Below are 19824 nucleotides of genomic sequence, written 5' to 3' on the forward strand. Positions count from 1 at the left end.
AAATGTTACAACTTGAGTTTCAAGAATTTATCCCGCTTTAATGGGCAGTAAGACCCCCACCTCAAAATTCAACGAAAGCAAAGAATTTAGGTGGGGGATCAACTGCCCATAAAAGTCCGATTGGTTCAACTAATAATCAGTTGGGGATGAAGAAAACCCCCACTGATTAAAGTTTCACTTTATTATTCACCCAATTCTTTTATGAGAGATGAAATGGCAGTTTTAATAGATACTGGTTTTCCTGGACAATTTGAAGATATACAAGTAGGGATGGAAAAGGTTGGGGTATCATTTGATAAGTTAAAAGTCGTGATTTTGACGCATCAGGATATAGATCATATAGGTAGTCTTCCAGAGTTATTGCAACGCTGTGGAAGTAATATTAAAGTTTATGCGCACGAGTTAGATAAGCCATATATTGAGGGAAATTTACCTTTATTGAAAGATGGAAAAGTCGAGAATCCACCAAAAGGAAAAGTGAGTAATACTGTGATTGATGGGCAAGAACTTCCGTATTGCGGTGGGATACTAATTCTACATACCCCAGGACACACTCCAGGTCATATTAGTTTATATTTGAAACAAAGTAAAACCCTTATTGCAGGAGATTCTATATATAGTGTGAATGGAAAGTTAGGAGGAATTCACGTCCTAACTACTTTAAATGTTAAGGAAGCACAGCAGTCTTTGAAGAGGTATTCAAATCTTGATATTGAATCGGTAGTTTGTTACCATGGGGGATTAAGTAAGGAGAATATAAAGATTCAAATTCAAAATTTGTAAAAGTTGAAGAGGAATTTTTTGTTAAACTGAGCTGAAGTATAATCTAATTAATAGTAAATAAATAAAAGAGCATGTTTGAAAAAAATTCAAACATGCTCTTTTATTCAAGAAAATCTATTTAATATTAATGACCTAACCCGTTCCAATAAAAAGAAACGATTTCTTTTGCTAAGTTATCTATATTTGAAGGAATATCATTATGGCTCTCATCCTTAAAATTTCCCATTGATAATAAAGAAACGAAAGCGTAAGCAGCAAATGTAGCATTTCCTTTTGGGATTTCTCCAATTTGCATTGCGTTATCGAGTGCTTTTTCTAATACTTCATACATGTTGTCTTCAGCGTCTTTTAATTCTTTCAATTGTTCTTCAGATAATGATAGTTTTGCATCTTTCATAAAATTCTTCATATCAATATCCATCGTTGCGTGTAAGTAGACTTTAGCGAAGTCCAATAATCTTTCTTTTAAAGTCTTATTTGTAGAAAGGATTTGAGACATATTCTCGCGTATACGTATCATCATTTGAATCATAGTAGCGGTAAATAAATCTGCTTTTGTTGAATAGTAATAGTAGACGGTTGCTTTCGTAACACCACAAACTTTTGCGACTTCATCCATGGAAACGACTTGATAATTTTGAGTAAGAAATAGCCGAGTTGCCACTTCCAAAATGGTTTCTTTTGTAGATTTTGTATTTTTATTTTGACGAGGCCTTCCGAGAGGACGTTGTTTTTGTTCCAAATCTATTCGCTCCTGACATGTATTGTTGAGATAATTATAACACAAATTTTTATTCATTCTTGATTAATTAACCGACCGGTATATATAATTAATAGTGGAAGAGAAAAGGAAGGTGGGTTTTTATGAAAAAGCACCCGTTACATATGTTAGGGAGGCTTGTAGCAGGGAAGCATACACAATGGATAACTTTATCAGTATGGATTCTTATTACATTATTACTTTCATTTACGTTACCACAAGTAAATAGTACAAAAGAACCGAATCCGAAAAATTTACCTGAAACAGCTATGTCGCAGCAAGCGGAAGCACTAATGAAAAACGAGTTTCCGAATAATGCAGGGAATCCTTTGTTAGTAGTATGGTATAAAGATGGTGGATTACAGTCACAGGATTATAAACTCATACAAGACGTTTATAAAGAATTAAAGGCCAGTCCTTTAAAAGAACAATCAACGTTACCACCATTTGATACAATACCAGAACAAGTATTAGCAAAAAGCGCATCAAAAGATGGTACATCATTTGTCACACCGGTATTCTTTAATAAATCTGCCGGAACAGATATATTAAAAGGAAATCTTGAAGATTTAAGAAAGATAGTAAATAGTAAGGTGGAGGAAGATCCATTTAAACAAAAAATAAGTGAATCTGGTTTACATGTTCGATTATCTGGACCTGTAGGTATTCAAACTGATGCGGTTAGCTTATTTAGTCAAGCTGATGTGAAGCTGTTAGTTGCTACTGTACTACTCGTATTAGTCTTATTAATTTTACTGTATCGTTCACCAATTTTAGCAATTTTACCTTTACTTGTTGTGGGCTTTGCATACGGTATTATTAGTCCTACACTTGGTTTTTTAGCTGATCACGGATGGATTAAAGTAGATGCCCAAGCGATATCAATTATGACAGTATTATTGTTTGGTGCTGGAACGGACTATTGTCTATTTTTAATTTCGAGATATAGAGAGTACTTGCTAGAGGAAGAAAGTATATATAAAGCATTGCAACTTGCAATTAAAGCTTCTGGCGGAGCAATTATAATGAGTGCGTTAACTGTTGTACTTGGATTAGGAACATTATTACTCGCTCATTACGGTGCCTTTCATCGATTTGCGGTACCATTTAGTGTTGCTGTATTCATAATGGGAATTGCTGCTTTAACAATTTTACCAGCGTTATTATTAATTTTCGGTAGAACTGCATTCTTCCCATTTATACCGAGAACAACTTCAATGAATGAGGAATTTGCAAGAAAGAAAAAGAAAGTTGTAAAAGTTAAAAAATCAAAAGGTGCCTTTAGTAAAAAACTTGGAGATGTCGTAGTACGAAGACCGTGGACAATAATTATGCTCACTGTATTTGTTTTAGGTGGATTGGCTTCATTTGTACCACGTATTCAATACACATATGACTTATTAGAATCGTTTCCAAAAGATATGCCTTCACGTGAAGGGTTTACGTTAATTAGTGATCATTTTTCAGCTGGAGAACTAGCACCAGTAAAAGTTGTTGTTGATACGAAAGGAAAAGAGCTTCCTATTAAAGAAGAACTAGAGGGATTTTCTTTTGTAAATACAGTAAAAGACCCAAAAGAGGGTAAAGAAAATAAGCAAATACAAATGTATGAGGTTTCTTTAGCTGAAAATCCATACTCAATTGAAGCGTTAGATCAAATCCCTAAATTGAAAAGTAGTGTAGAAAAAGTATTAAAAGATGCTGGGATTAGTAATTCAGAAGATCAACTATGGATTGGCGGAGAAACAGCATCATTATATGATACAAAGCAAATTACGGAACGTGATGAAGCAGTTATCATTCCAGTAATAATTAGTATTATAGCTTTATTATTACTTGTTTACTTACGATCAATTGTCGCGATGATTTATTTAATTGTAACTGTTGTATTATCGTTCTTCTCGGCACTAGGAGCAGGGTGGCTATTGCTTCATTATGGTATGGGAGCGCCGGCCATTCAAGGTGCGATACCGTTGTATGCATTCGTATTTCTGGTTGCTTTAGGTGAAGATTATAATATCTTTATGGTTTCAGAAATATGGAAAAACAGAAAGACACAAAATCACTTGGATGCTATAAAAAATGGCGTTATACAAACAGGTAGTGTCATTACATCCGCAGGTTTAATTTTAGCAGGAACTTTTGCAGTGTTAGGTACACTTCCAATTCAAGTTCTTGTTCAATTTGGTATTGTAACTGCAATTGGTGTAATACTAGATACATTTATTGTTAGACCATTACTTGTACCAGCAATTACAGTTGTTCTAGGTCGCTTTGCTTTTTGGCCAGGAAAGCTTTCAAGAAAGAGTGAAGAAGTACAAAAGGTGGATGCATAGTTAAGAAAGCCAAGGATATTTTCCTTGGCTTTCTTCTATGTATTTTATTAATTTTTTGAAGTCAAATCATCAGTTACAGCATGATCAGCATCTTCAATAGCAGTTTCTGGCATTCCATATAAGCCGTTCATTGCTTGTTCTTCGATATTAAGATTTGCAGTATTATCATTTTGAATAGGTGTATTGTTTGCGATAGCATTATCTTTTTTATTTACATTTTTGTCATTCATGTTTGAATCCTCCAAACGTCAGTTGATTTATTAATAGTATGTGGTTGGATTTCAATAAATATGTGAATGAATTTTTGTAGATGTTATATAATTAAATAAAAACTTTAACTATTAGGAGTGAACAGGTTTGGTGAAAACAAGAAAGTTAGCCTTCTAAAATAAAAAATTTTTAGGAGGCTATTACAATGAAGTTTTATATAATTGACAGAGAAAATTGGAATAGAGAGCAGTATTTTGAACATTATTTAAAGTTGAAATGTACGTTTAGTATGACTGTGAATGTTGATATTACGAGGTTATTAAAGGAATTACATCAAAAAGGAATAAAATTTTATCCCGTTTTTATATATTTAATTTCTAGAGTAATAAATAATCATAAAGAATTTCGAACATGTTTTAACGATGAAGGAGTTTTAGGATATTGGGAGGAAATGATACCAAGTTATACAATCTTCCATAAAGATGATAAATCTTTTTCAAGTATATGGACGGATTATTCTAATGATTTTCACATTTTCTATAAAAACTATGAAGAGGATATGAGGTACTATGCTGGTGTTCATGGTCTCTTCACAAAAGAAAATGTTCCGCCAAATGTTTTTCCTATTTCTAGCATACCTTGGGCTAGTTTTACTGGATTTAATCTTAATATTAATAATGATGGTGATTTTCTATTACCAATTATAACTTGTGGGAAATATTTTAATGAAGAAAATAAGGTTATGCTACCAGTTTCATTACAAATTCATCATTCGGTTTGTGATGGATATCATGCGAGTCGATTTATAGAGGATTTACAGGAGTTAAGTAATAGTTGCAACGAGTGGCTAAAGTAATATCTAATTTTTAATTATACACAATTGAAAATGAATAAAAGAGGAGAACATGTTTATATAGCATGGTCTCTTTTTTATTCATTAATACTAAGTAATGGTGGAAAATATAGGTTGATTTGTAGTTTAATAGTAAATGAAGTTATTAATTTTAATTTTCTTTATTTTATAACTATACGGTTCGCAAAACTTATTATCTTGTAACAATGAAGGAGAAAACAAAAATGATAATAATATCTATAGAAAAAGCTACAATTTTAGATGCTGAAAAGTTAACAGAAATAATGACAAGAACATTTGATGAAGAAGCAAAACGATGGCTATGCGGTCAAGGTGATGTCATTGACTATAACATCCAACCACCAGGCTATTCTTCAGTTGAAATGATGAGATATTCAATCGAAGAACTGGATTCTTTTAAGGTAATAGTGGATGACAAAATAATCGGAGGAATTATAGTTACGATTTCTGGTAAGTCATACGGTCGAATTGATCGTATTTTTGTAGATCCTGATTATCAAGGAAAAGGAATTGGATCACATGTTATTAAATCAATTGAAGTGGAATATCCAAGCATAAGGGTTTGGGATCTCGAAACATCCAGTAGACAACTTAATAATCATCATTTTTATGAAAAAATGGGCTATGAAATAATTTTTAAATCTGAAGATGAGTATTGTTATGTAAAAAGAATAACTGTAGAGTCAGCTAAAGAGAACCTGATTAAAAATAATGATATGAAAAATAGCCAATATGAAAACTGTAATCTAGCAAATACAGAGTATTATCAAGTGAATTTAAAAAACAGTTCCTTTGTTGGTAGCAATATGATGAATATGAAGATGAGTAATTGTAATGTGAGTCAATCAAAGTTTAGAAATATAAATTTTAAAAGTTCTTTATATGCCGATTTAAATTTTTCCGGTAGTAAATTTTCTTTTGTGACTTTAGGTGGAGTTCATTTTAAAGATACACACCTTGGAGAAGGTAAACATCCTATTTCATTTAATAGATGTGATTTGGAAGGTAGTGCGATAAGTAATAGTAATCTGAAAAATATGGAAATAGAAAATTGTGATATAACTGGTATGAAAATAAATGGTATTCCAATTGAAAATCTGCTGGAGTTATATAATAAAGTAAAAAGTTAACCAAATGTAGATAAGCTGTTCATAAATTGGATGTTATACTGAAATGATTATGTAAAAATAACATAAAGAAATATAGAAGAGAAGGGGTTTCACCCAGGGGTCTAGAATGAATATGTATTGTTATGAATATGGAGGGGAGAAAATATGGAGATCAAACTAAGAGCGGTAGAAATACAAGATGCTAGAGCAATTCATCGTATATGCGTACAAGATGATGTATTACCTTATATGGTTTTCTTACCTAGTATGCGTGTAGATGCGATGGAAAATAGAATTCGTAATTTAGCGCCAAATCAATTTGAATTTGTTGCAGAGTATGATGGAAAAGTTGTTGGATTTGTTGGATTAACCCAAAGCCCAGGACGTAGATCTCATTCGGGGGATTTGTTTATGGGGGTAGATAGTGAATATCATAATAAAGGCATTGGGAAAACACTTCTTACAAAAATGCTTGATTTAGCTGATAATTGGTTAATGCTAGAGCGAGTAGAGCTTGGTGTTTTAGAAACGAATCCGAAAGCGAAATCGCTATATGAAAAATTTGGATTTGTAGAAGAGGGAATAAAAGTAGGGAATTTGAAGGCTCACGGAAAGTTTATTAATGAAATTATGATGAGTCGTTTTAGACCTGATGGTTTAATTGTACATAATGAATAGTGAAAAGCATGACAAATTAATGTCATGCTTTTTTATTTGTTAGTTGTGATTCGGTAGTTTTGGTTGTAATAAGAATAATGCTAAACCAATAAAAATAACTGTAATGCCTAGCCCTTGTTGTAAAGAAATAGTCTCATTTAATATAAAGTACGCTAGTATACAAGTTCCAATCGTTTCTCCTAAAATACTCATAGAGATTACAGTAGCACTCATCCATTTTAATAACCAATTAAAAACTGTTTGCCCTAAAATTGTAGCAATAAATGCTAAGCCGATAAAGCACAACCAAGTTTGTGTAGAGTAATGGATGAAAGATTCTTGCTGCATGTAGGAAAAAATACCGAGAAAACAGGCGCTACTTCCATAACTAATTACCGAATACGGTATAAGTGATAAATCTTTACGAACATGTTGGCTAATGAAAAAGTAAGTGGTAATAATTCCGGCCGCAATAAAGGCTAAAATGTCCCCGTATAAAGCTTCTCCACTAATTTGGAAGTCTTGCCATCCGATGACGATACTTCCTGAAATAGCGATGAGGCAACCAATGACCGCTCCTTTCGTAAATCTCTCTTTAAATAGAAAGTAACCACCAATCATTGAAAATAAAGGTTGTAACGTTACGATAACTGTAGAACTCGCTACAGAAGTATATTGTAATGATTCAAACCATAGTACATAATGTGCAGCTAAAAATAGCCCGGATATGAATCCGAATCCCCATTGTCTGTTTGTTACTGTTTTTAGCTCGTTTCGATTATTTTTATTAAATAGTAATAACGGTAATAGAATCAGTGCAGCAAAAAATAAACGGTAAAAAGCAATGATAGCCGCAGGAGCATCTGCCAATTTTACGAAAATTGCTGAAGTTGATAGGGCGAATACGCCGAAAAATAAGATGCAATATGAAAGAATAGGTGATTTCACAGTTTGTCCCTCCGATAGATTGTTTATTATAATGAACTAAATACGATATAATGTACAAAGGTAAGTATATAAGTCCTTAAGGCGATAGGAAAGGATTATTTGCCTTTGTTTACTATGTCAGCACAAAGACAACGAAACATGCAATATGATGAACGAAAGGAAGGTTTTACTATGATACATGATAGACTCGGACAAACTGTATTAAGTTATCGTAAGAAAAATAATATGACAATTCGTGAATTTGCTGATTATGCAGGAATTAGTACTTCACTAATTAGTCAAATTGAACGAGGATATGCGAATCCTTCTTTAAGTGTATTGGAATTAATTGCGAAAGCATTAAATGTGCCGCTATTTACACTTTTTATTAATGAGATTGATACAGATTCACTCATTTCTAAGAAAAAAGATCGAAAAAAAGTGTATCGGGAGAACAATGATCACATTGTATATGATGTATTAACACCGGATTTTATGAAAGCACGAATTGAAATGTTAATAATGGATTTAAATAAACAAGCAAACACAACGGAAAGTCACTATTCACATGAAGATAAAGAAGAGATTGCTGTTGTTATGAAAGGAGAAGTGTATGTGGAGTTAGAAGGAAAAGAATATTTTTTAGAAGAAGGCGATGTTGTACGTATTCCGCCAAATGTGAAACATCGCTTTTTGAATAAAAGTGATGAATCCAATCATATTTTATTTGTATTGACACCATCTTTAGGATGAGTATTAAGTGATTTTTATTACGGGGGAAAAATAGATGGAAAATAAAACTGTTTTAAGAGAGGGTCTTTCAATTATTTCTCAGTGTAAAAAACAAACAAATGATATTTGGCATGCGCATTTCGGAGCAGCTGCAATTGCTAGTTATTTTTTTATGAAAGATAACAATATGGAAGAAGAGATAAATCGTAGTATGTATTCTCAAACAAAAATGATGTTGAACAATCAAAACTTAGGTGAAATCATCGATAGTAAAAAAGAAATTGATTTTCAAAGTGCTGAAAAACTGATTATAAAATCAATGGAGCATACAATTGATGAACTTCATTGGGTGGGGCATAATGTCATTTATGCTGCATTAAGTTTATTAGCTATGAAAGAGTTACAAAAATGGGGGAATAATCAAGCAATTGAGGGGATTACTAACCTTATATTATCGTTTCGAAAAACAATTCCTGGTAGATCGTGGATTGGTTTTACGACGAAGGAAGTAAAACAATTAAGTATAAACGATGAGATAGAAAGTGAATTCAAAAATCCGAAACAATTATCTAAGTTTATTTTAAAGGAGCTCTCGCAATTTAATATTATTTATAGAGCGGAAGCGCATCATGATTTAATTGGTCATTTGCTTACTTTTTCTCATGCAATTAATATTATGTATGATTTAGGGCATAGAGATATATTCCAACGAGGGATACGTCCACTGTTAAAACTAGTATACGTGTTACGTGCTAGTCAATATCTTATGCCGAATACTGAAATTAACTTGCACTCACCTATAGATCGTTTACCTTTAATCGAATCAAAACGTGCTTATGTATTACCAACAGAAAATCAATTTTGGCTAAAAGACTATAGTGCGTTTGATTGGGATTTCGGGCATGTTTTTAAATTCTCATATAGTTATTTTGATCATATAAAGAGAGCTCCAGAATATAAAGATATTACATTAGAGAAATTCCGATTTGTTATTAATACATAATGAAGTCTAATGATCTGTATAAAGGGTTAAATTTAAAATTTTTTGTTGATAGGTATATTATTTTTTTATTTGTAAGATTTTACATGCTTATTTTACTTTTACTAATTATGTAAATAGGCAATACTAAAATACATATATTTTAGTATTGGAGAGAGAAGTAAAACGACATGGAATTAGTGAAATTGGAAAAAGTCATTGAAATAAAGAAAGAAGAACTTTTATATTTAGTATCGGATTACGGAATTCAACATGAAAAAGTATTGGCATTAAGTCAAGAAATAGACAAATTGATTAATTACTTTATGTTTTTAAAATAAAAAGAACTATGGCATGATTTGAAAATGTTATAGTTCTTTTTTATTTGGAAATTCAGATGTATATTCTATATACTGATAATAGATAGAATATTCTGTTTTGAAGGAGGGAGATATATGATATTACATACGCACATTTCAGGCGAAGGGGAACCAATTATGCTTTTACACTCTGGTGGTATGACAGGTTTAGTAGAGTATGAAGAGCAGGTAGCATTTTTTCGAGAAAAAAACTATCAAATCATTCGTCCTGATTTAAGAGGACATGGAAGATCAGGGGGGACGTTGGAGAATTATTTCCTACGATCTGTAAAGGATTTACATGATACGTTAGTACATTTACAAATTGATAGATGTCATATAGCTGGTGTTTCACTAGGAGGATTAGTCGCTTTATTATTTGCAAAAAAATATCCAGATAAAGTGAGAACATTAACTTTTTCAGGTATTTTTCCGGTTAAGAGAGAAAATTGGGAAGAGTCTCAGGAGTATGAAGCAAAGTGTCATCAGGAATTGATGGAAAATAAAGAAGTTATAACGTATATGAATGAAATTCATGAGAAAAGTGACTGGAAAGCATTACTTGAATCGTGGCAAGTTAAAGATTGGTACCCATTTGATGAAACAGGTGATGTAGCTAATCTTCAAATACCTACACTTTGTATTGCTGGGGGAGATGCAGAAGATGAAGTTACAGCTACTACAATGTTCAAACAATTAAACGATAATATTTATATTGCTGTTATTCCGTTTGCTGGTCATTTAGTGCATAACGATCAACCAGAAATATATTCGAATATATTGTCTAATTTCTTACAGAATGCACAAGCTGCTAGTCGAATATAAGGACTTTTGGGTATAATAATAAAGGAATTATTAATTGTATCGGTTAGGAGCGCAGTACATATGAAAACAGTTGTTGTTATCGGTGGAGGTATAACGGGACTTTCTACTATGTTTTATTTAGAAAAATTAAAAAAGGATAATAATATCGATTTAAATTTAATCCTTGTAGAAAAAGAAGAGTACTTAGGTGGTAAAATCCATAGTGTAGAAGAAAAGGATTTTATTATGGAATCAGGAGCGGATTCTATCGTTACTCGTAATGAACATGTTATGCCGCTTGTAAAAGATTTGAATTTAGAAGAAGAAATGGTATATAACGAAACGGGTATTTCTTACATACATTCTGATAATACTTTACACCCAATTCCATCTGACACTATATTTGGGATACCGATGAGTGTGGAGTCATTGTTTAGCAGTACGCTAGTATCAACGAAAGGGAAAATTGTTGCTTTAAAAGATTTTATAACGAAAAATAAAGAGTTTACAAAAGATACTTCACTTGCTGTATTTTTAGAAAGCTTTTTAGGGAAAGAGTTAGTGGAAAGACAAATTGCTCCGGTGCTTTCAGGAGTATATTCCGGTAAATTGAATGAACTTACTATGGCATCGACATTACCGTATTTACTGGATTATAAAAATAAATATGGAAGTATTATTAAAGGTTTTGAAGAGAATAAAAAACAGTTTCAATCAGCAGGAAACAAAAAGTTCGTATCATTTAAAGGTGGACTATCTACGATTATTGATCGTTTAGAAGAAATGCTGACTGAGACAGTCGTTAAGAAAGGCGCTGTAACGACTGCTGTAAGGAAACAAGGTGATCGCTATGAAATCTCCTTTGCAAATCATGAATCAATCCAAGCTGATTATGTTGTTTTAGCAGCTCCGCATGATATCGCAGAAACTTTATTACGGTCTAATGAGTTAAACGAGCAGTTTCATACATTTAAAAACTCATCTCTTATAAGTATTTACTTAGGATTTGATATACTTGATGAACAATTACCGGCGGACGGCACAGGATTTATCGTAACGGAAAACAGTGATTTACATTGTGATGCGTGTACATGGACAAGCCGGAAGTGGAAGCATACATCGGGAAAACAAAAGCTATTAGTAAGAATGTTTTATAAGAGTACAAATCCAGTATATGCAACGATTAAAAATTATAGTGAAGAAGAATTGGCACAAGTCGCTTTATATGATATTGAAAAGAGTCTGGGAATTAAAGGGAAACCAGAAGTAGTTGAAGTTACAAATTGGAAAGATTTAATGCCGAAATATCATTTAGAACATAATCAAGCTGTTCAAATATTACAAGAAAAAATGACGGATCTTTATCCTAATGTATACTTAGCTGGAGCCTCATATTACGGTGTCGGAATTGGTGCGTGTATTGGAAATGGGAAGAACACTGCAAATGAAATAATTGCAACATTAAAGAAACAGTCAAAATAGAATACATATATAAATAAAATGTCCCTCCAGTATATTGGAGGGACGTTTTATTTATTTCACTTGAATTGAGATTTTTTTATTAGTTGTATTATTCTCAGTAATCGTTAATGCTATGTTCCCAGATTCTTTAAATGAATATGATGAGAGTTGATAAAGCTCTTTTATGCCATGTTTCTCTTTTAATTTATTGGCTGGAAGTGATGTTATGTTCGGTTTCCATGATTCTTGTTTACCTGAAGGGTATTTTACTATTATTTCTGGATTATTTAATTGAATTGTTTCCCAAGAGGCAAAATGTAATTCAACTGCTGTATCTTTTTTTAGTAACTCTTCTGAGAAATATCCAAGCTCCCCAACATTACCGAAAACAGTAAAGTTTTGATTTTGTAACGTGATATCTAAATGTTTAGGTTGATAGGTTGCTGCGTGATAGATTCCATATGAAAGCGAAAGAGTGGAAGCGATTAACATGCCGATTGAAAATGTCATAAAGCTATTACCTTTAAAACTAGTCATCATGAATGAATTTGGGGCGAACTTTTTTGCAAATAAAAATATGAGTAATATGAGTAAGAGGGATAAGCCGATGAATATATACATAGAACATTTACACCTCCACAGAAAAACATAACGTTAACTACATTTTACCATAAATGTATGGATCAGGGGTGTGTTTTAGAAGGGAAAAGTGAGCACGGAATCGAAATTATAAGACGGAGTGGTGAAAATGAAAATAATACAATTAATTTTTATAAATAAAGGTAAGAGTAGGGAATGTGATTGTATCCTTTTGTTAATGAGTAAGATACACTACTTAGAGAAACTGGTTTTTTAAGTGTAAACTGGAGACCAACAGCTCTTTGGCATTAGTTGCAAATAAATAGAGCATAAAGAGGTGATCATAGTATTTTGATCACCTCTTTATTTTTTCTAATCATGCAAAAGCAAGAAGGGTTATTTTTAGTTCGTATTGAATTAAGAGGATAAGCTTCTCTAGAAATATTTGATAAATGGGACATTGAGGACTTTCCTAATTATAAATACTTTTTCTGCTATAATGAATGAGTAGAAAGAAAGGAGTGATCCTGTGGCGTTTCCTATATTAGAAACAGAACGTTTGCGTTTAGTTGAAATAGAACAATCTTATTGTCAAAAAATATATGAAATCTTTTCATTGGATGAAGTAACGTGTTATTACGGTATGAATTCTTTTACGGAGTTTGGACAAGCTTCACGTATGATTGAATCTTTTTCAAAAAATTACTTTGAGAAAAAGGCAATACGATGGGGGATTGTATTAAAAGAAACAAATACTTTAGTGGGTACAATTGGATTAAATAATTTACAACTATGGAGTAAACGATCTGAAATTGGATATGACTTACATCCTCGTTATTGGGGGAATGGTTATGCGTCAGAAGCGGCTCGAGAAATTATTCATTATGGATTTCGAGATTTAGGCTTATTTAGAATTGGAGCTATTACATATCCTGAAAATGTTACTTCTTGTAAAATGTTATCTAAAATAGGCTTTCATAAGGAAGGGTTATTACGTGGCTATATTCATCAAGGAAATAAGCAACATGATGCACTATTGTATTCTATAGTTCGAACGGATGTAGAGGATATAAATTTATAATAAAAAACCCCTCTTATAAAAGAGGGGGTAAGTAAAAATTAACCTATTTTAGGTAATAAACGTTCTCCGCTTTTCATGCTACTTTTACATAAAGGGCATTTAGGCTCTTCTTCAAATGAAAAATTCTTTCTCATCCATCCTAAACAATCCTCTGATTCACATTCCCAGACAGGGGTTTGTTCTGGTGGTACTTCAGCTACATCGTTCTTTCGATTGCGATACATATAACCACTCCTTTTATGTAAAAAATTTTAGTTATATATTAAAAAGGTTGTTAACCGAGCTGGTAACAACCTTTTTATTGTTTGAATTATAGCTTTACAACGTTTTTAGCTTGAGGTCCACGGTTACCGTCTTCAACTTCGAAGCTAACTTCTTGACCTTCGTCAAGAGACTTGAAGCCGTCGCCAGTGATAGCTGAGAAGTGAACGAATACGTCGTTACCGTCTGCAACTTCGATGAAACCGAAACCTTTTTCGCTGTTAAACCATTTTACTTTACCTGTTAATGTCATGGTAATGCCTCCTAAAATTTAAAAAGATTACAATATGATCGGCCTTATTTGAATGAAAAATAAAAGTTCACATATTATCAAACACCCATAAGGAGTACAAAATAATCCTGATTGATACTTGATAATATGCAAAGGAAATATGGTGTTAAATTGACCTTAATTACTATCTTACAACAAATGGTGGGAAATAGCAAGTGCTGGTAATACCAGTGAATAATCTTGGTGATAATAGTAAAACGCACAAAGTCATCTCTTTTATTTATATATTATTCCAAATTTAGGTTTATGATAAACGGAGAACATTTTTATTGAAAGTTTGCATTATAGAAACGATATATAGTATTAATATATTTGTTATGGAGGCGAGAATATTGCAATTTACTCAATTTAAAATAATTGAAGCAGCTAAAGAAGGAAGAAAAAAAGTTCATCCAATATTCGCTGTTATACTTGCAATTGTATTTTTAACTTTAGGTGAATTGTTCATGTTATTTATGTTATTTTTACCGAAAGCAGAAACACTTTTAATGAAGGCAATTTATAGTGATATTGAGATGATATTGACGTTTGGCGGAGCTGTATTTTTTGTTTTTTTATGGGTTAGATTTGTAGAGAAAAGATCAATTTCATCCATTGGTTTTTGGAGAAATCAGTGGATAAGAAAATATTTGAGAGGTGCATTAATAGGTTTTGTTTTCATTTCAATACCAGTAATGCTACTTTTATTTACAGGAAATGTACAACTACAAATGCAACAAATTACGCCAACCGCTATAATTGGAATTGTGGGATCTTTAGTTGCTTTTTTAATACAAGGTGCAACAGAAGAAATTGTTGTTCGAGGTTGGTTATTTCCAGTCCTTTCTGTTAGAAGCCGTATATGGATTGGGATTGTTGTAACTTCTTTTTTATTTGGTTTTCTTCATTTACTAAATCCAGGTATTACAATTCTTTCAATATCGAATATAATATTAGTTGGTGTATTTGCAGCTTTTTACGCTTTAAAGGACAGTAGTCTTTGGGGGATATGCGCGTGGCATTCGTTGTGGAATTGGGCACAGTTTAATATTTATGGTTTTGCAGTAAGTGGAATGGCAATGTATTCTACACCACTTTTTAAACCTGTAACAAAAGGATCGGAAGTCCTTCATGGGGGCTCGTTCGGTATTGAGGGGAGTATCATTACAACAATCATGCTTTCTATCGCTTCAATTGTTTTATGGGGACAGTTATGGGGAAAAAATGCAAAGCAAAGAGATTTAAGTAAATGAAAGTGGGAGAAACTATGGGGATTATAGCGTTTGAGGGAGCAAGTGCGGTTGGTAAGAGTAGCACGTGTCGTGAATTAGAAAAAAATTATGGTGCGTATATTATACCTGAAGTGAATTTTTTGTTTGAAAGGCCAAAAAACGAACATAGAACTTGGTATTTTGAAAAACAAGTAGAGCGCTGGAAAATAGCAACGCAGAAATCAGAGCAATATGAATTAGTAATACTTGATGGCGACATTTATCAACCACTTAGTTATAATTGGTGTTTCCATTTTGATATATTTAATCAGCCGTTATCTTTAATAGAAAACTTTTATAAAGAAAAGCTGATACATAGGGAAATTGGTTTTCCCGATCAATATTTTTATTTATATACGAATGATGAAGAACTTAGAAAACGGAAAGAATCTGACGAGACAAAAAGAAGAAGAAACTTTGAAAAACATTTACATATATCAAAATCGTTTCAACGTTATTATGAAAATTTAAATGCTGTTACAGACGGATATTGCAAAATGATTGATGCGAAAAATGTAAAATCGAATGAATTAGAAATTGTGAAAAGTTTAAACAGTTTAAATGTGTGTGAAGAGAGACGTTTTGATGTTTCGAGGTTAGATGCGATTACGAAGTGGTTAAAAGAACATCGTGCATAAAAACAACGAGTGCCTTATAAGGTACTCGTTGTTTTTTTATGTATTATATATTGATTTTAAAATTTGTAAGTTTGCTTTTTCATTTTTCTTAATAGCATTTGCATATTTAGCTAGAAAGAGCTGAGAAGGATAAACCGGTAGTTCACCACAAATATCGATACCATAAACATTATTATTCCTAATAAGAGCATGTAAACATTTTAATAGTACAGAAAGTTTCATATGTCCTTGATCCCAATTTGTAATAGTTACTTTTGAATCTAAAACATCTTTATCAATGCTTACATATATAGTATCTGTATGAATATGCGAAAGTATCGTATGTGTAGATACTTCATAATTTGTATCTATCGGGAATACTTCTACGCATGAATAATCATTAGAATGAATGGTTAAAGAAGAAGGTCCGATAATAATTACTTTCTTTAATTTTGGGTTATTTTGAAGTGCGAACGATACCCATGACCCGCAAGAAATAAGAGTATGTTCATTTTCTTCTTTTAAGTTTATGTCAGTGTGATGATCAAATAAAATAAGGCTAAATGGTTCATCTATTTCTTTTAGTAGCAAATAAGATACATAATGATAATTTCCAGAACCGATAAAGGTGATTCCTCTTTGCTTTCTACGATATAACTCCCGTTTTATACGCTTTAAAGAAGGAGTCTCGCAATACAGGTTTGTGTGCTCTAAATGACTAAAATCAATATCTTCATGTGAATAAGAATGAAGTTTATTTTGTAATAAATATGTATCGTCAAAGTTTAAAAAAGTTAAACCGCTATACAATAAACTCATATTTATTCATCTCCTTAATATGTAGGCTAGCATATATTTTTATAAAATTAAAACGAAATGCTTAGAGATGGATCTGCATTTGAAAAAGATGGATATTTTGACAGAATAATCTTTCAATTGATAAAGAAAAGAAATATAATATAAGGAAATATATATGTGGTTCAAGAAATAGAAAATATGAATGGGATATGTGGGAGGAAACAAGCAAGATGAAAACATTTTTTAAAATAATAGGTATTTTAGCTGGTATGGCGGTAATCGGCGTAGGTGTAACATATGGTATGCTGTATTATCTAAATAATAGTAAACCAGCTGCGAAAAAGGCATCACCAGCTGCTCCGGCAGCAGAAGTACTAGCTGATAGTAATGTAAAAGCTGAAGATGCAAAGCTTTTAGAAAATGGCAATCATTCATTACCAAATAGCGGTTTTAATAAAAATTTTAAATGGACAGATGAGAACATACAGACAGCATTACATGAAATGGCACATCAAAAAACGAAAGCTGATCAAAAGTGGGGCTATATTTTTATTACACAAGAACGCATTGAAAGTTTACTTGATATTGTAAAGAGTAATGATCTAGTACAAGGAAATACATATGCAGATATTTTAGAGAGATGGAAACAAGGGAAATATGAAAAGATGGACGCAGATCACAACAAGATTTGGAAATTACAAAGCGGGAATTTAGGCGAAGGAAAAGGAATAATGTCAGAAGCGGAACAAAAAGAGTTAATTAATCAATTGTTTATGCAAAAAGGTACATATTCAGGTAGTAAATTAATTGCAGATGGGGGACAGACTAATAAATAAGATAATATTGGAAGAGAGTAAGTGCTTATTAGGCAGTTACTCTTTTTTTGTGCACCTTTTAGTCTCGCTCTAGTAAGGAAAGAAACGATTGTAAAACGGGTGAAATCCATCTAGATTTATGATAGATTACATGGCTTTGAATAACTGTTGAAGTTTCGATAGGCTGAAAACAGAGTTGTTCTTTTTGACAACTTTCTTGTACAACAATGTAAGGAAGAATTGAAATTCCTAACTCACACATCACAGATTGTTTAATGACTTCAACGTTGGAAGTTTCAAATGTTTTAGCTGGAATATTTCCGCTTTGACGTAAAAACCGATCTACCATCGGTCTATAGCCGCAGCTTTGTTCTGTAAAGATAAATTGAGTATCATTTAGTAAACAAAATGGATTAGAGTGTGTAGAGTGATGGGGAGGTAAAATCCATCCAAATGCTTCATTACAAAAAGTACGCGTAATAAAATCATTATGTTCCATACTTTCTCCAATTATGAAAATAACATCTGTTTCTCCTTCACGTAGCTTATTCATTGCTTGTTCGTTTGTAGTTGTTTCCAGTACGATATTTACTTTCGGATTCTCCTGTTTGTACATACGTAATAATTGTGGTAATCGGTACACTGCTAATGATTCGTTAGATGTAATCGTTAAAGTTCCCTCTAAATCATCACTATTTTGAGGGATTTCTTGCGCTTTTTCATAAATAGCTAGTAATTCTAGAGCATAAGGATGAAATTGATGACCTGCTTTTGTAAGAAGTACTTTTCTCCCTAATCGATCGAATAGAGGGAGACGTAAATCGTTTTCTAATGCTTTCATATGCGCTGTTACAGTAGATTGCGCATAACCTAACGCATGAGCAGCTTTAGAAAAACTACCATACTTAACGATGGCACAAAATGTTTTAACATGTCTCATTTCCATAAGCTATCCCTCTTTTATTATCATGATTTGTGAATGATTATATCACATATTTCAATTTTCCAAATGATTAAATTCTTTATAAAATGAAATTACAGAAATATTCATTTAAGTTATATTGGAGGAGAAATGATGATCAAAAAGGGCTATCATGTAGCTGTAGTTGGTGCTACAGGTGCAGTAGGACAGAAAATTATTGAACTGTTAGAAAAAGAAACTAAATTTAATATAGTTGAAGTTACATTGCTTTCGTCAAAACGATCCGCTGGCAAGTTAGTGCAATTTAAAGGACGAGAGATAATGATACAAGAGGCAAAAGCAACTAGCTTTGAAGGTGTAGATATTGCCTTTTTTAGCGCTGGAGGAGAAGTGTCTAGACAATTTGTTAATCACGCAGTCACTAGTGGTGCCATCGTAATTGATAACACAAGTGAATACCGAATGGCGCACGATGTACCACTCGTTGTTCCAGAAGTAAATGCGCACACTTTAAAGGAGCATAACGGTATCATAGCAGTTCCGAATTGTTCAGCATTACAGATGGTGACGGCACTTCAACCAATTCGAAAAGTATTCGGATTGGAACGAATTATTGTTTCCACATACCAAGCTGTGTCAGGTTCAGGAATTCATGCGATTCATGAATTAAAAGAACAGGCAAAGTCAATGCTTGAAGGTGAAGAGGTTAAGAGTACTATACTGCCAGCGAAAAAAGATAAAAAACACTATCCGATTGCGTTTAATGTATTGCCTCAAGTAGATATATTTACAGATAATGATTTTACATTTGAAGAAGTAAAAATGATTCAAGAAACGAAGAAAATTTTGGAGGACCAAAACTTGAAAATGGCAGCTACTTGTGTGCGTGTTCCGGTCGTATCCGGGCACTCAGAATCGGTTTATATAGAACTTGAAAAAGAAGCAACTGTTGCAGAAATAAGAGAAGTGTTGCTGGATGCACCAGGTGTTGTACTGCAAGATAATCCTAGTGAACAGCTGTACCCAATGCCATTATATGCAGAAGGGAAAATAGATACATTTGTCGGGAGAATTAGAAAAGACCCTGATACACCAAAAGGATTCCATCTTTGGATTGTTTCCGATAATTTATTAAAAGGGGCCGCTTGGAACTCGGTTCAAATTGCAGAAACGTTGGTGGAAGAGGGGATAATATAGTATAGGTAAATTAGGAAACTG

22 protein-coding genes and 1 pseudogene are annotated in these 19824 nt (G+C 32.6%); 15 read left to right on the top strand and 8 right to left on the bottom strand.

Annotated elements, in window-relative coordinates; all coding sequences use genetic code 11:
* Nucleotides 1-181: 181 nt before the first annotated feature.
* Nucleotides 182-783: pseudogene (locus JDS99_RS21295) on the top strand (MBL fold metallo-hydrolase).
* A gap of 124 nt (nucleotides 784-907) precedes the next feature.
* Here the strand turns inward: JDS99_RS21295 and JDS99_RS21300 are convergent.
* Nucleotides 908-1531 carry a TetR/AcrR family transcriptional regulator gene (locus JDS99_RS21300; protein WP_088063330.1) on the bottom strand — a complete coding sequence of 208 codons (624 nt, stop codon included), beginning with the start codon at nucleotides 1529-1531 and terminating at the stop codon, nucleotides 908-910.
* Nucleotides 1532-1647: 116 nt separating this feature from the next.
* On the opposite strand from JDS99_RS21300, the gene JDS99_RS21305 reads away from it, so the two are divergent.
* Nucleotides 1648-3879 carry an MMPL family transporter gene (locus tag JDS99_RS21305; RefSeq protein ID WP_199695664.1) on the top strand — a complete coding sequence of 744 codons (2232 nt, stop codon included), beginning with the start codon at nucleotides 1648-1650 and terminating at the stop codon, nucleotides 3877-3879.
* Between the two features lie 47 nt (nucleotides 3880-3926).
* Here the strand turns inward: JDS99_RS21305 and JDS99_RS21310 are convergent, their stop codons facing one another.
* The gene (locus JDS99_RS21310; protein WP_088609714.1) at nucleotides 3927-4109 is read right to left on the bottom strand and encodes a DUF4021 domain-containing protein; all 183 of its coding nucleotides are present in this window, start codon (nucleotides 4107-4109) and stop codon (nucleotides 3927-3929) included.
* 185 nt (nucleotides 4110-4294) lie between these two features.
* Here JDS99_RS21310 and catA point away from each other — a divergent pair, with 185 nt between their 5' ends.
* From catA to JDS99_RS21325, 3 genes are all read left to right on the top strand, one after another.
* The gene (gene catA, locus JDS99_RS21315) at nucleotides 4295-4945 is read left to right on the top strand and encodes a type A chloramphenicol O-acetyltransferase (RefSeq protein WP_199695665.1); all 651 of its coding nucleotides are present in this window, start codon (nucleotides 4295-4297) and stop codon (nucleotides 4943-4945) included.
* Nucleotides 4946-5166: 221 nt separating this feature from the next.
* Nucleotides 5167-6093, top strand: coding sequence for a GNAT family N-acetyltransferase (locus JDS99_RS21320; RefSeq protein WP_199695666.1), 927 nt, complete (start codon nucleotides 5167-5169; stop codon nucleotides 6091-6093).
* 144 nt (nucleotides 6094-6237) lie between these two features.
* On the top strand, nucleotides 6238-6750 hold the full coding sequence (locus tag JDS99_RS21325) for a GNAT family N-acetyltransferase (protein ID WP_098857087.1): 513 nt from the start codon (nucleotides 6238-6240) through the stop codon (nucleotides 6748-6750).
* A 39-nt stretch (nucleotides 6751-6789) separates the two neighbouring features.
* On the opposite strand, the gene JDS99_RS21330 is transcribed toward JDS99_RS21325, so the two are convergent.
* Nucleotides 6790-7677 carry an EamA family transporter gene (locus JDS99_RS21330; RefSeq protein ID WP_199695667.1) on the bottom strand — a complete coding sequence of 296 codons (888 nt, stop codon included), beginning with the start codon at nucleotides 7675-7677 and terminating at the stop codon, nucleotides 6790-6792.
* Between the two features lie 171 nt (nucleotides 7678-7848).
* On the opposite strand from JDS99_RS21330, the gene JDS99_RS21335 reads away from it, so the two are divergent.
* The 5 genes from JDS99_RS21335 to JDS99_RS21355 all read left to right on the top strand — a co-directional run bounded on the left by JDS99_RS21335 (nucleotide 7849) and on the right by JDS99_RS21355 (nucleotide 12012).
* A complete protein-coding gene (locus tag JDS99_RS21335) occupies nucleotides 7849-8409 on the top strand; it encodes a helix-turn-helix domain-containing protein (protein ID WP_000581036.1) in 561 nt (186 codons plus the stop codon).
* A 34-nt stretch (nucleotides 8410-8443) separates the two neighbouring features.
* On the top strand, nucleotides 8444-9391 hold the full coding sequence (locus JDS99_RS21340; RefSeq protein ID WP_088063336.1) for a hypothetical protein: 948 nt from the start codon (nucleotides 8444-8446) through the stop codon (nucleotides 9389-9391).
* Between the two features lie 167 nt (nucleotides 9392-9558).
* Nucleotides 9559-9708: an aspartyl-phosphate phosphatase Spo0E family protein gene (locus JDS99_RS21345; RefSeq protein ID WP_000424361.1), complete on the top strand. Its 150-nt coding sequence runs from the start codon at nucleotides 9559-9561 to the stop codon at nucleotides 9706-9708.
* A gap of 114 nt (nucleotides 9709-9822) precedes the next feature.
* A complete protein-coding gene (locus tag JDS99_RS21350; protein WP_097906917.1) occupies nucleotides 9823-10551 on the top strand; it encodes an alpha/beta fold hydrolase in 729 nt (242 codons plus the stop codon).
* 60 nt (nucleotides 10552-10611) lie between these two features.
* Nucleotides 10612-12012, top strand: coding sequence for a protoporphyrinogen oxidase (locus tag JDS99_RS21355; RefSeq protein ID WP_199695668.1), 1401 nt, complete (start codon nucleotides 10612-10614; stop codon nucleotides 12010-12012).
* Between the two features lie 51 nt (nucleotides 12013-12063).
* On the opposite strand, the gene JDS99_RS21360 is transcribed toward JDS99_RS21355, so the two are convergent.
* Nucleotides 12064-12612, bottom strand: a complete 549-nt coding sequence (locus JDS99_RS21360; protein ID WP_088081739.1) for a hypothetical protein — start codon at nucleotides 12610-12612, stop codon at nucleotides 12064-12066.
* A gap of 487 nt (nucleotides 12613-13099) precedes the next feature.
* Between JDS99_RS21360 and JDS99_RS21365 the strand changes: the two genes are divergently transcribed.
* Nucleotides 13100-13651 carry a GNAT family N-acetyltransferase gene (locus JDS99_RS21365; protein ID WP_046954301.1) on the top strand — a complete coding sequence of 184 codons (552 nt, stop codon included), beginning with the start codon at nucleotides 13100-13102 and terminating at the stop codon, nucleotides 13649-13651.
* Between the two features lie 38 nt (nucleotides 13652-13689).
* Here JDS99_RS21365 and JDS99_RS21370 read toward each other — a convergent pair whose 3' ends face one another.
* Both JDS99_RS21370 and cspD read right to left on the bottom strand, forming a co-directional pair.
* Nucleotides 13690-13875 (bottom strand): cold-shock protein, encoded by a 186-nt coding sequence (locus tag JDS99_RS21370; RefSeq protein WP_000286202.1) that lies wholly within the window; start codon nucleotides 13873-13875, stop codon nucleotides 13690-13692.
* Nucleotides 13876-13961: 86 nt separating this feature from the next.
* Entirely contained in the window at nucleotides 13962-14165 is a 204-nt protein-coding gene (gene cspD, locus JDS99_RS21375; RefSeq protein ID WP_000176365.1) for a cold-shock protein CspD, read from the bottom strand.
* A 371-nt stretch (nucleotides 14166-14536) separates the two neighbouring features.
* On the opposite strand from cspD, the gene JDS99_RS21380 reads away from it, so the two are divergent.
* Nucleotides 14537-15436: a CPBP family intramembrane glutamic endopeptidase gene (locus JDS99_RS21380; RefSeq protein WP_098857083.1), complete on the top strand. Its 900-nt coding sequence runs from the start codon at nucleotides 14537-14539 to the stop codon at nucleotides 15434-15436.
* A gap of 14 nt (nucleotides 15437-15450) precedes the next feature.
* A complete protein-coding gene (locus JDS99_RS21385; RefSeq protein WP_199695677.1) occupies nucleotides 15451-16092 on the top strand; it encodes an AAA family ATPase in 642 nt (213 codons plus the stop codon).
* A gap of 36 nt (nucleotides 16093-16128) precedes the next feature.
* Here the strand turns inward: JDS99_RS21385 and JDS99_RS21390 are convergent, their stop codons facing one another.
* Entirely contained in the window at nucleotides 16129-16890 is a 762-nt protein-coding gene (locus JDS99_RS21390; RefSeq protein ID WP_199695669.1) for an arginase family protein, read from the bottom strand.
* Between the two features lie 188 nt (nucleotides 16891-17078).
* Between JDS99_RS21390 and JDS99_RS21395 the strand changes: the two genes are divergently transcribed.
* Nucleotides 17079-17705 (top strand): PRK06770 family protein, encoded by a 627-nt coding sequence (locus JDS99_RS21395; RefSeq protein ID WP_199695670.1) that lies wholly within the window; start codon nucleotides 17079-17081, stop codon nucleotides 17703-17705.
* Nucleotides 17706-17763: 58 nt separating this feature from the next.
* Here JDS99_RS21395 and JDS99_RS21400 read toward each other — a convergent pair whose 3' ends face one another.
* Nucleotides 17764-18630, bottom strand: a complete 867-nt coding sequence (locus tag JDS99_RS21400) for a LysR family transcriptional regulator (RefSeq protein ID WP_098857080.1) — start codon at nucleotides 18628-18630, stop codon at nucleotides 17764-17766.
* A gap of 129 nt (nucleotides 18631-18759) precedes the next feature.
* On the opposite strand from JDS99_RS21400, the gene JDS99_RS21405 reads away from it, so the two are divergent.
* Nucleotides 18760-19803, top strand: coding sequence for an aspartate-semialdehyde dehydrogenase (locus tag JDS99_RS21405; RefSeq protein ID WP_097906920.1), 1044 nt, complete (start codon nucleotides 18760-18762; stop codon nucleotides 19801-19803).
* Nucleotides 19804-19824: the final 21 nt, after the last annotated feature.

It is taken from the genome of Bacillus cereus group sp. N6 (assembly GCF_016483705.1).
GTDB lineage: Bacteria > Bacillota > Bacilli > Bacillales > Bacillaceae_G > Bacillus_A > Bacillus_A wiedmannii.